The organism is Paenibacillus sp. FSL P4-0127, from assembly GCF_038007325.1.
GTDB lineage: Bacteria > Bacillota > Bacilli > Paenibacillales > Paenibacillaceae > Fontibacillus > Fontibacillus macerans.
On sequence record NZ_JBBOWY010000001.1, the window covers coordinates 5,806,169 to 5,818,312 of the forward strand.

The 12,144-nt window shown below is 48.9% G+C and carries 9 protein-coding genes and 1 pseudogene; 6 read left to right on the forward strand and 4 right to left on the reverse strand.

All coding sequences use genetic code 11. The annotated features are described in order from the left end of the window. Positions 1–187 precede the first annotated feature (187 nt). The 3 genes from NYE74_RS26070 to NYE74_RS26080 all read right to left on the reverse strand — a co-directional run bounded on the left by NYE74_RS26070 (position 188) and on the right by NYE74_RS26080 (position 4,721). Positions 188–2,485, reverse strand: a complete 2,298-nt coding sequence (locus tag NYE74_RS26070) for a glycosyl hydrolase family 18 protein (RefSeq protein ID WP_082207874.1) — start codon at positions 2,483–2,485, stop codon at positions 188–190. Between the two features lie 378 nt (positions 2,486–2,863). Beyond that, positions 2,864–3,412 carry a CueP family metal-binding protein gene (locus tag NYE74_RS26075; protein ID WP_036624466.1) on the reverse strand — a complete coding sequence of 183 codons (549 nt, stop codon included), beginning with the start codon at positions 3,410–3,412 and terminating at the stop codon, positions 2,864–2,866. Between the two features lie 136 nt (positions 3,413–3,548). Further along, positions 3,549–4,721 (reverse strand): hypothetical protein, encoded by a 1,173-nt coding sequence (locus NYE74_RS26080; RefSeq protein WP_174719586.1) that lies wholly within the window; start codon positions 4,719–4,721, stop codon positions 3,549–3,551. A gap of 263 nt (positions 4,722–4,984) precedes the next feature. Here NYE74_RS26080 and NYE74_RS26085 point away from each other — a divergent pair, with 263 nt between their 5' ends. From NYE74_RS26085 to NYE74_RS26100, 4 genes are all read left to right on the forward strand, one after another. After that, positions 4,985–5,818 (forward strand): PRD domain-containing protein, encoded by an 834-nt coding sequence (locus NYE74_RS26085; RefSeq protein WP_036624468.1) that lies wholly within the window; start codon positions 4,985–4,987, stop codon positions 5,816–5,818. Between the two features lie 233 nt (positions 5,819–6,051). Then, positions 6,052–7,944: a beta-glucoside-specific PTS transporter subunit IIABC gene (locus tag NYE74_RS26090; protein WP_341005281.1), complete on the forward strand. Its 1,893-nt coding sequence runs from the start codon at positions 6,052–6,054 to the stop codon at positions 7,942–7,944. 18 nt (positions 7,945–7,962) lie between these two features. Beyond that, positions 7,963–9,435 (forward strand): glycoside hydrolase family 1 protein, encoded by a 1,473-nt coding sequence (locus NYE74_RS26095; RefSeq protein ID WP_124331645.1) that lies wholly within the window; start codon positions 7,963–7,965, stop codon positions 9,433–9,435. A gap of 148 nt (positions 9,436–9,583) precedes the next feature. Continuing rightward, the gene (locus NYE74_RS26100; protein WP_036624470.1) at positions 9,584–9,931 is read left to right on the forward strand and encodes a helix-turn-helix domain-containing protein; all 348 of its coding nucleotides are present in this window, start codon (positions 9,584–9,586) and stop codon (positions 9,929–9,931) included. An 83-nt stretch (positions 9,932–10,014) separates the two neighbouring features. Here NYE74_RS26100 and NYE74_RS26105 read toward each other — a convergent pair. Then, positions 10,015–10,212, reverse strand: a pseudogene (locus NYE74_RS26105) (ABC transporter substrate-binding protein); the annotation flags it as partial. On the opposite strand from NYE74_RS26105, the gene NYE74_RS26110 reads away from it, so the two are divergent. Together NYE74_RS26110 and NYE74_RS26115 are read left to right on the forward strand one after the other, a co-directional pair. Continuing rightward, the gene (locus tag NYE74_RS26110) at positions 10,163–10,597 is read left to right on the forward strand and encodes a hypothetical protein (RefSeq protein ID WP_174719585.1); all 435 of its coding nucleotides are present in this window, start codon (positions 10,163–10,165) and stop codon (positions 10,595–10,597) included. The pseudogene NYE74_RS26105 and the gene NYE74_RS26110 overlap by 50 nt on opposite strands. 325 nt (positions 10,598–10,922) lie before the next feature. Continuing rightward, positions 10,923–11,837 carry a transposase gene (locus tag NYE74_RS26115; RefSeq protein ID WP_051985601.1) on the forward strand — a complete coding sequence of 305 codons (915 nt, stop codon included), beginning with the start codon at positions 10,923–10,925 and terminating at the stop codon, positions 11,835–11,837. Positions 11,838–12,144: the final 307 nt, after the last annotated feature.

Consider the following 12,144-nt stretch of genomic DNA (forward strand, 5'->3'; position numbering starts at 1 on the left):
GCTAGAAATATTTTGTCAATCCAAAAAAAGGGTGATATCTACCCGTTTCCATGAAATTTCCGCAACTTCTCTGCCAAAACGATGTTATTTCGGCAAAATAATCGCCATCGTGCGGACAGGAAAAATAGCGCAGAAAAGAAGCGGAGCTGCCCCCGCTTCCTCTCAATTTCCTATAAGCTTGTCCGGGTTACTGCAATTGCCACAAAGCAGGCACATTAGCCGGCTCCCAGCCGGCAAGCGAGGTGTGCGCCTGAAGGCACAGATAGATGCCGCCGTTGTAAGACACGAGATCATTAACCTTGTAGGCCGCTCCCGGTTCCCATGGACGAGCCTCGCCATCGCCCGGATTTTCCTCCGCCGTCGTCTTCCCTTGAACGGAGGCGGCCGCGGATACATTCCCGGCGGCGTCTCTTGCGGTTACCTTGAAGGTGTAAGCCGTATCCGGCGACAGACCGGTAATGGTTGCCGAAGTTCCGGTTACATTTATGCTGCCGGTGCCATAAGCAACGGTGTAGCCGGTCACGCCCACGTTATCCGTGGAGGCGTCCCAGGCGAGGTTGACGCTGGTCGGCGCGGTTCCCGTCACGCGCAGTTGTCCCGGAGCGGTCGGCGGCACGGTATCCTGTCCCGGTTCAGGCTCGGGCTGCGGATCGATCGGCCCGTTCGGGCAATCCTCAATATATTTCCACGCGCCATCCGCGCCGCTTTGATCGGGGCGATCCCCCTGGGTCCACCATTTGGCTTCGTAAATTTTGCCGTTGTAAACCACACGCTGGCCGCCGGTATATACTGCGTTGTTATCCCATGCTGCGTACGGACAATCGCTTCCCTCGGCAGTCTTCACCTTGATCGAGGCGGCTGCGGACAGGTTGCCGGCCGCATCCTTCGCCTTGACCGTAAAGGTGTATTCCGTATTCGGCGAAAGGCCGCCGACCGTAGCCGCGGTGCCTGTTACATTCAGGCTGCCCGCGCCATAAGCGACGGTGTAGCCGGTCACGCCCGCATTGTCCGTGGAGGCGTCCCAAGCCAGCGTCACGCTGGTGGCCGTTTGGGCCGTTGCCCGGAGATTGCCGGGAACGGTGGGCGGGGTTTGATCGTCGCTTCCGCCACCGCCGTCATCGCCACCGCCGCCGTCAACGGCCAAATCGCCGGCCAGCTTGTTCAGCAGCGTTTTGTTCCGGTCGCCGCTAAACTCCCAGAACATGGCTCCGCCCAAATGGTTCGCTTTAATAAAACCGCTCTTGTAGCCGATCGATTGTTGATCGTCATAGCTGATAAAGGTTCCGCTGCTCGGATTGAACAGGTAAGGCACCTTGGCGATATCGTTCCAATAACGGGTATAGCCGTTTTTGTTGATATAGTTGTTCTCCAGATCGCTATAGTCGAAAACGCCCTTTTCCCAGGTGCCCGTCGAAGGGCCGGCATTTTTTTGATATTGGCCGTTGCCGGCGGCCGCTGCCCCGGTCCAGCCTCGTCCGTAGAAAGGAACTCCCAGCACGAGCTTACCGGCCGGTACGCCCGCGTTCAGATGCCCGCGCACGCCCGCTTCCACATAAAAGCTTTCCGAGTCCGGAACACCGGCCGCCACCGCCGCCGGATCCAGGTACAGGGGAGCGTTGTGGGCGGTGATGTTCTGCCAGCCGCCATTGAAGTCATAGGTCATGATGTTGATCCAGTCAACGATATCGGAGATCTTGTCCAGCTCGGTGTTCTGAGCAAACGCGGGGGACGCGCCCGAGGCGATCGTCAGCAGATAACGCTTACCATCCTTGGCTCCCGCGGCGTCCAGCTTCTCCCGGGTTTTCTGCAGCAGCAGCGTGAAGTTTTGCTTATCCTCCGCCCGTCTGCTGTTGCCCTGAAGTCCTCCGCTGACCGGATACTCCCAGTCTAGGTCGACGCCGTCAAATTGATATTTGCGGAGAAAATCGACTGCGGAATTGGCGAAGTTTTCACGCAACGCCGGGTCGGCGGCCACGTCCGAAAACCGGTTGGACCACGACCAGCCGCCGACGGAAATAAGCGTTTTCAGATGCGGGTACCGCTGTTTCAGCTTGATCAGCTGATTGAAATTGCCGCGCAGCGGCTGGTCCCAGGTATCTCCGGGATAGCTTTTTTGCGCGTCGATCCAAGGGTCGCCCATCACGATCGTGCCGTTCGGCACGTTGATGACCCCAACCTCATCCTGCGTAGTCCAGGTCTGCGGATTGGGGCCGGTCGGGTCCGGATTGCCGTGAATGCCGTTCCAGGCGATATCGGCGAACGCGTAATTGATATGCGTAACTTTGGAGGCATCGATATCCGAGACCAGATAATTTCTCGCATAGGCCCCCCAGGATGGATAATAACCTACGATCTTATAATCTGCCGCGCCGGCGGCCTCCGCACGATTCTCACCAAACGGGGAAAGCGAAAACAACGGAACGATAAGCGCGGCAACGAGCAGCCATATCCCCGGCTTCTTGAATTCTTTTGCGTGCTTCAACATGATTCTCCTCCTCAATACTGTAAGATAAGATGCCAACGGCCTGCCGGCCGCAAAGCCGAAATGCTTGAAATCCGCCGATCACCTGCCCCCCTGAATATGGTTAATCTCCCAAAATAAAAAGAGATTACCAAGTAGATATTTTTACATATTTGCCATGAATCCTCCTATATTTTTAGAAATTCACTTTAATTTGATAGATTAAAGTGCGGAGTTGCCCTAATATTTATCGAAAATGCCCGATAGTTAAAGGGTTTGGGGGAATTATGACAAAAAAGGGAACTTTCAAAACGGCTCATAGATTCAAGGGAATCGTCCCCAAGATACAACAAGCCCGGCGCCGTTTCCGGCACCGGGCTTGTTTAGACGCTTCAGTGCGAACTAACTTAATTGGAGGGTTGTAATGCAAGTGTTGTCGCTGTCAAACGTGGAAATCTCCGACTCGGCCGTTTTTCCGTCGTGACCTACTGTGATACGGTACGTTTTGTCCCGCGGCAGCCACAGATCGATAAATCCGTTGGCCTGAGACTTCATTTTTTGATCCAATATGGTGTTCCCCTCCAGATCGGCGATGGATACATCAAACTCTTGATCCGCCAGTTCTCCCTGGCAGCTTGTCAAACTGTGGATTTCGCATGGATGCGTTTGCTCAAGATACGGCGCGATGGACACAAAAAACTCGTCTTCCGGCAGTTCATACGCCGTAGAACCTTTTCCCTCGTCAGTCACCACAAGCTGACGCGCCGTGATCGAAGCCGATTGGGCTTGCAGGTTGTCCGCGCTGTAATCGTGCACCAGTTGCTTCAAGCTTTGCGCATCCAGCCTAACGGTTGCAGCTTCTTTCTCAGCGCTTCCCGTAAAAATATAGTAGGTTCCTAACGCCGCAACCACAATAACTCCGGCCGCTAGCAAGACATTTCTCCGTTTCATTCCTTGCACCCTTTCTGTTTAACAGGTTATTTTATGTAAGTTGATTGCTTCCTCATCCTGCCTAATTATACCATACATACGTATAGTATTGAGCAAAAAGCGGACGTTCATCCTGAACATCCAATGATTGACCAGCCTAGTTTACCCGCTCTATTTTGATGGAAGAGGTCTTGTCATTAAAATCGTCGCCGACATAGGAAGTGTCCGCCAGCAATACCTTGCTTGCTCCCTGGAAATCCTTATGTTCGTAGAGTGTCACTTTGATGCCGGGAGTCACCTTCACCGAGGAGAGCTTATCGTTGGGAATGCCGGCCGCCAGCATGTCATTGTAGTTGTAAGTGTCCACCCCCAGCGCCACGGCAAATCCGCCATAGTTGGCGTCTCCATAAAAGACGGCCCCCTCTGAGATGGTTACGTCTCCCCCGTAAGTGATTTGCGGAAAATCCCGGCGCGCCGCCTGATATTGGTTTTCGTATTCGTTCATCCAACCGAAAGCGCCGGACGCCAGCGATTTCAGATCGGCTTTTGCCGCGCCGCTCATAAAATGGACATACTCGCCCATGTTCAGATCTCGTGTGAAATAACCGGCGGAATTTCTCGGGAAATATTGGGCAAGCAGCTGGAAGAAGCGTGTAAGCGTTTGATTTTTCCCATAGTTGTCATAAACCGGATAATACCAATTCTTAAACCAGTAGGTTCCTGCCTGCGGGAAGCTTTCCGACTTGCATACGAAGCTGTCATAAACTCGCTGCGCTTCGCTGTCGTACCCCAATGCCTTGTAAACATCATATTGGTAAATTTCCGCCCATTTGCTGTCGCCCCACAGCCGGAAAGCCGGGGAGCCCTTGGCCCCGTTTGCCGCAAACTCTACAATATGAGCGATTTCATGGACAAGGATATCCAGATTCCATCCGCTCCGGCTGCTAAAGTCGGAACCGCCGATATCGATTACGTTACGGTAGTCATGGTCGGCATTATAGTAATATCCGGGATGACCGCCGCTGTATTTTTTGTTATGGACCACAACGTAAAGTCTCCCGTCTCCTCCCATGGAGCCATAGGTTTGCTTCGTATATTTCCATACGTCGGCGGCCGTGGAGTAAATCCAGTTGGCCTGATTCGGGTTTATATCATCGTCAAAATACACGGCCACCTCATCGTCATAATAGGCGAGCTTGAGCAATTCCTTATGCTCGAACCAATGCTCTTGCCAGGTCGAAGGCGGAGCGCTCGCCGCATTTGCCGGAATTTGCGGAAGCAAACCGAAGACCATCACCAACGCCATCAGTAAAGCCACTGACTTTTTCATCATAAACCTCCTTAAAATTGGAATGACAATTTCGTTGCACGGACGTCCGTAAATTTTGATATTTTCCCATAATATTACAATATATGATATAAGTAGAATATTAAATTTTCATAGAAAAATCAATACGAAAATAGATTTTCTAATAACACTCCAATAATTGATATTGACAAAAAAATAAATCTCATGTAGCTTTTACAGTATTGATAACGTTGTCAATGAGAACTGCGTTTTTTTCTCATTTAGGTTATTGTTTGAGGTGCAGAATGATCATCGAGAAGAGAATTAATAACAACGTTGTACTTGCCAAGGATAACACTCAACAATTTATCTTAATGGGAAAAGGCATTGGATTTCAGGCATACCCGGGGAATAAAGTGAATGCGGAATTGATCGAGAAGAAATTTTTCTCGGCCGGGTCCTTATCCATTGAGCAAATGTCCGCATTAGTCACCGACGCTTCCCAGGAAGAGATCGAGGTCATTGATCAGGCAATCTCCAGGGGTGAAGAAATTTTAAAGGCCGAATTAAATCCGAATATTTTTTTCACCTTGTTGGATCACGTGCTCTTCGCTATTTCCAGGGTAAAGAAACAAATGGACATCGCCAATCCTTTGGAATGGGAAATCAAAAAGTTTTATCCTGCGGAATATAAAATCGGCAAAGAAACCGTCAGCTTGATCAATAAGCGATTAAATGTCGAGCTCCCCCCTATCGAAGCTGCATCTATTGCATTGCATTTCGTAAATGGGCAAATCGAATCGAAAGCGGTTCAAGAAGTCATTGAGTTGACCGAGATCATTAACCGTGTCGTTAAGCTGGTAAAGTATCACTTTCAAGTTGATTTTGATGATGAGTCCATTGCTTTTAACCGTTTTGTCACCCATCTGAGATATTATTTGATGCGGCAGAAAAGCGGAGAGGTTTTGGATTTTGAACCATCGTCGCTAACCCAAATCATCAGCGAAAAATTTCCTGAAGAAAAACAGTGTGCAGATAAGATCGCTCAACATATTCAAGATCAAATGGGCTTGCAAACATCGGATATCGAAAAAATGTATCTTACGATGCATATCGGAAATTTAGTGAGGAAAACATAATAACTTTCAAAAAGGATTCGTTACAGTTCGGCTGGCAAGACCTTAGTCACTTTCATCCAATTTGCGATGGAGGCGGTTAGGGTCTTTTTTATTGATTAAAACCTCATAAATTCAACAAGGATTCGTTACAGTTCGGCTGGCAAGACCTTAGTAGATTTCATCGTTGTACGGGTGAAGTTTATTAAGGTCTTTTTATATAGATGGATTGCATCCATTCAAAAGGAGGACGTTGTATGGACAACAAAGAAATGTCCAAGAAAATCATCGAATTCATCGGGGGAAAAGACAATATTTCGGATTTAACCCACTGTGTCACAAGGCTTAGATTTGTGCTGAAGGATGAGGCAAAGGCACAAACGGAAGAAATCGAAAAATTAAATGTTCTGGGCGTGCAAAAGCAAGGCGGCCAATATCAAATTATTGTCGGAGACAATGTCGGGAAGCTATATAACGAGATTATTGAGCAAATTCCCGGATTTGAGGATAGTTCCAATCAAGGACAAGCGCAGGCAGATACGAAAAAAGAGTCCACCTTTAACCGGCTGATCAGCACGCTTTCCAGCATTCTGGTCAAAGCTTTGCCTCCATTGGTAGGCGGCGGGATGCTGAAAGGTATTTTGTATTTTTTCACATCGAATGGTTGGCTTGATCCCGCCAGTTCATTAGGGACGATTTTGGATATCGCTTCAAACTGCATGTTTTATTTCTTCCCGTTCCTGCTTGCTGTAAGCGCGGCGCAAAAATTTAAAACCAACGAATACATGGCTTTATCATTGGCCGGCGCACTAATGTATCCAAGCATGATCAAGGCGGCCGCGGAAGGTGCCGAACCGATCAAGCTGTTTGGACTGCCTATTCCGATGATCGATTATAGTTCCTCGGTAATTCCGATTATTTTATCCGTTCTATTATTGAAATATGTTTACGGCTATATTCAAAAGATTATGCCGTCTATCGTCAACTCTATATTTACGCCGCTTTTAACGATTATCATTATGGTCCCTGTCTCCCTGTCGCTGCTTGCGCCGTTAGGTTATTACGGGGGGAACTATCTGGCTTACGGGATCGACTGGATCGTCAAAACCGTCCCGTGGCTGGCCGGATTTGTCATTGGCGCGATTCGCCCGTTCCTGGTATTAACCGGCATGCACCATGCCATCCGGCCGATTTTGCTGCAGCAAATCGCCACGTTTGGTTATACCAATATCAGCCCGGCCAATTTCTTAAGCACCATAGCGCAAGCGACATCCACATTGGCGGTCTACATGCTGATTAAGGAAAAAAGCAAGAAACAGCTCGCTTTATCATCGACGTTTTCCGGGTTTTTGGGCGTTACGGAACCGGCCCTTTACGGCATTATCATCAAATATAAAGCGGCGCTGATCGGTACGGTTTTAGGCGGCGGGATCGGTGGAATGGTCGCCACCATTATGGGAGCGAAGGCGTACGCTTCTTCCATGCCGAGTATTTTTAGCATTCCCGTTTATGCCGGCGGCGGTTTTGCCAGCATTTTGGTTGGTCTTCTGTTCACGCTGGCCGCCACTTTTGTGATCACCATAGTACTTGGAAAAGGGATTTTCCGCATCAATCCGGGAGAACCGGAGCATGCTTCGGAAACTGAAACAAACGCTCCGGCGGCTCCGGCTGCAAAAGCTTCGGCTTCCGATCAAGCGGGTAACTTGGAAATTTTCAGTCCGGTTTCGGGTAATTTCCTGGATCTGAAAGAGTTAAATGACCGCACTTTTTCCGAAAAATTACTGGGCGAAGGCCTGGCGATCATCGCTGATCAACATCAAATTGTCGCTCCAGCAGACGGTAAATTGACGGTTTACCGCACGAACCATGCCGTGGGCATTGAAACGGACGTCGGCGTCGAACTCCTGATCCATGTCGGGATTGACACCGTGAAATTAAAAGGAAAGCATTTTAAATCCTTCCGTAAAACCGGAGATGTCGTAAAGAAAGGCGATATTCTATTGGAATTTGATAAAGAGGCGATTGAAGCGGAAGGATACAATTCAGCAGTGGTGATCATCGTTACCAATCCGAATAACTATGCTTCCGTACAAACCGTTTTCAATAAACCATATGTAGGCCAAGAGGATGTTATTTTAACCCTTAAATAAATGAGAGGAGTCATGAAAATGTTCGAGCGATTCGCAGGATTTCCCGACCGGTTCTTATGGGGAGGCGCCATTTCGGCTCCCCAGGCTGAAGGGGCTTACCAAGAAGGCGGAAAAGGATTAACGGTAGCCGATATGGCTTTGCGATACGATAAGAGCGTTTCAAGGAAAGAACGCAAATACGTTGACAAACAAAGAATCGAAGACGCGATGAACTACGAGGGGACCGAAAAATATCCCAAAAGAATCGGTGTTGATTTTTATCATCGATATCAAGAGGATATCCGCTTATGCGCCGAAATGGGATTTAAAGTGTTTAGAATGTCCATTGCGTGGAGCCGGATTTTCCCAAAAGGAAACGAACAACACCCCAATCAAGCCGGGCTCGATTTTTATGATCAAGTGATTGGGGAGATTGTCGATCAGGGAATGGAACCGCTCATCACCATCAGCCATTTTGACTTACCGCTTCATTTAGTTACCGCATACGGCGGCTGGAAAAACCGCGAACTGATTGACTTCTATGTCCGGTACGCAGCGCTTCTATTTGATCGATACGGGGATAAGGTGAAGTATTGGATCGCGTTTAACGAGATTAACGGAGCGCGTTTTACCCCATTCAACTCACTCGGGATCTATGCGGAAGGAAGCGAACACTTTGTTCAGGATTGTTATCAGGCGGTGCACCATCAATTTGTTGCCTCTGCCCTGGCAACCAAGATGCTGCATGAACGATATCCGGAGGCAAAAATCGGCTGCATGATCGCGAAATTCACTACGTATCCGGCCACCTGCAACCCGGAAGACGCCATGTTATCCGTGATCGATGAGCAAATCGATAATTACTTCTTTACGGATGTATTATTAAGAGGGGCTTATCCCAGATATATCCATCGTTATTTTCATGAACACGATATTTCGATCCAAGCCCAGGATGAGGATTTCGAGCTGTTAAAAAAACATACTGCGGATTTTCTCGCCTTTAGCTATTATATGTCTTCCATATCCAGCAGCAAAAAAGAAGATCTGCAAAAAACGGACGGCAATCTTCGCGAGCAATTAAAAAATCCGTACCTGGAAACATCCGAATGGGGATGGCAAATTGACCCTATCGGCTTAAGATATACATTAAACACGCTGTATGATCGTTACCAGGCGCCATTATTTATCGTTGAAAATGGAATCGGCGCTAACGATACGCTTGATGAACAAGGAGAAATCCATGATGATTACCGGATTTCTTATCTTGCCAAACATATCGAACAAATCAGGGAAGCGGTTATCGATGGAGTTATAGTTATCGGTTATACCGCTTGGTCTTCCTTCGACATCGTCTCGTCAGGCACATCGGAAATGTCCAAAAGATACGGATTTATTTACGTCGATTTGGATAACCATGGCGAAGGAACATTAAACCGCATAAAAAAAGCTTCATTTTATTGGTACCAAAAAGTAATTGAAACCAACGGCGCTTCTTTATTCGAGGAAAAATGACTAATTATATGTCTCCCTTCCGCCAATATTTAAACCTCTACGTTAAATTCAAATTATTAGTTTATAAATCTTAACTTATAAGTTTAAATTAACTGTTGATGCATGTATTGCACAAAGGAGGGTTGTTACAATTTAGGCAGGTGATGACATGGGTTACGATTATTCGCTAATTGGCAAAAGAATCAAGCGGGCCAGAGAGGGACGAGGATTAACGCAGGAAGTGCTGGCCGAAAAATTGGATGTCTCCAACGCCTATATAAGCAAAATTGAACGGGGCAAAACGGCCATCAACCTGGACAGATTGTCCCAGATCTGCGTCGTTCTTGAGGAATCGCCCGAATATATTCTGAGCGGCACGAACATTCAGGGAAAGGACTATCTCCGGCATGAGATTATCGAGCTGCTGGAGGATTGTTCTCCCGAGAAGATCCAATTGATTATGCAAGTAATCAAGCCGATCGTGCACTTTAAGGAAAACGATTCGCCCGAGACCTGAAGGAGTTAAATCCGCAGCTTCTGTGCAGCAAAACGGAAGAAGCCTCAAAATCCGCCGGTAGCGCGGCTTTTGAGGTTTCTTTTTTTCCAGGTTGTGGCCCGGTAAGCGGCCAAAGCTTGCTTCTCGGCATCCGAGTAGCCGGCGACGATTTGTTCCGGGAAGTTCGCGGTGTAGTAGTTGCCCGTGGAATCTTTAACGCCGTCCCCGTAGCGGACCCCGAAAACGGCATACATGCCGATGCCGGTTTGCTTCGAAAAATTAGCCGCATCGTTCGTTGACTTTTTGGTCGAGGACCACGATGCATCTTTTATCAAGAAGGGAAATGTTTTTGTCATCAATGGGGAAAAACTGCATGCCTATAAAGATCCTTACGATTTTAAAATTTGCAACATTATGTTTAAACCCGAAATGCTCAAGTCAGCAGGTCCGGATCTCAGGGCATTAAACGGTTTCCAGGCGCTGTTCATTTTGGAACCGCTTTACCGCAGTATCCGTCCCTATAAAAGCAAGCTGAACACACCGATCCCAAGCCTTGAATACGTCTCTTCCCTTATTGCCGCCATGATTGACGAACACCATAGCAAGCTTCTGAAATTTGTGAACAGCTTGAGGTTTCCATTATCGTCAAAGCGAGCGGGCTATCGGAAGACGAAGTCAACTCCTTAAAGTCCAATCCATAGTTTTATAACTCGACTTTCGCAGTGTCACAAATCGACGCCGGGTGAGGGGGGGGCTGTAAAGGGACTATCTAAAGGCTTCGTGTCTTGGTGCTCCTGCCTGTAGCCTTTGCACGATTATTCCTTTCGTTCAGGGAGCAGGGGGTGGGGGCTAGAGCAAGGGTTCCAAAAAAGAGAGGAAAAAAACAAAAAAGATGAGGAAAAAATGAGGCGGTTCAGGTAAGATTTTCGGCTTGATTAGAGAACGTGTGTTTGGTATAATGAAATAAATGGAACTTATGTTCGTGTATTCTTGATTCGGGGGCGGAGCGGGCATGGAAGTCAATACGGGAACGGAACTTCAATCATTCAGCAGTCGTTTTAACAGCGAGCAGGACTGCATGGAGGCGCTAATCGCGATGAAGTGGCCCAGCGGCTTCGTCTGCCCGCGCTGCGCTCACACCCGGTGCAGCCGTCTGACTTCCCGGCATATCCCCTTGTTCGAGTGCGGAAAGTGCAAGCATCAAGCGTCGCCTTTGGTCGGCACAATTTTTGAAGGAACGCATCTGCCCTTGCTCAAGTGGTTCGAGGCCCTGGATTTGTTCCTGCTTGAGGGCGGCATCTCGGCGCTGCGGCTGCGCCAGGTGATCCGGGTTGCCTACAAGACCGCCTGGTCGATGCTGCACAAAATACGTCATGCCGTGGGGGAGTTCGATGCCCGGGAGCTGCTTTCCGGAGACGTGAAGGTGAACAGCGATCAGTACGGGCGTAATCCGTCCCGGTGTCAGCTTTCGCATCCGTACGCCTCGGCGGTCGTAGCCGGCTGCACGGTCACGGAGTCGGGCGAGCCGGAACAGGTCAAAATCCGCCTGGTGCCAAATAAGCGGGGAGGCGAAAAAAGGGCAAACCGTCACGATCTAACCGCGTTTATTAGCGGGCATGTGGATGTCCGTACATCGGCGGTACAATTGTTCCCTCAGGCCTTTCGGCTGTATGCGCCTTTGCGGAGAGTGGTGAGAGAGGCTTGGGAATCGCTGAAGAGTACGTATGGAGCCTTGGGACTGAAACATCTGCAGGCGTACCTGAACGAATACACCGGACGCCGCCGACTGCGCCTGCAAGGAGGACTGCCCGGAGCGGAAGAAACGATGCGGCCGAAGTTACTGCGCATGTGTGTGGCAATTCCGGCGATCCCTTACCGCCGGCTGATCGCGCGCCAACCGAACCAGCCCCTTGCGGTTGCGGCCTGATCGTGGCGCTTGAACGGGTAGGGGGTACCTGATGCAGATCAACTTAATGAGTCCTTGATCTCCTGTCTTGTTCTCTTGTCCGGTCTGTTTCACCTCCCCTAAACCTGATTCCTTCTCCTAAGCCCGTCTAAATTATCTCGAGCCTATCTGCTTTCCCACCAAATATTTTTTCTCTTGAGCTTGTCTTTCTCTCTGCTACCTGATCAAACGGGATAATCGTGTAAAGTCTCCTTACAGCAAGTGTTGATCTGTCGTTTCGCCCCACTTCCCTATCCTCAAGCTTTCAACGCCCTTCGCGTTTTCCCAC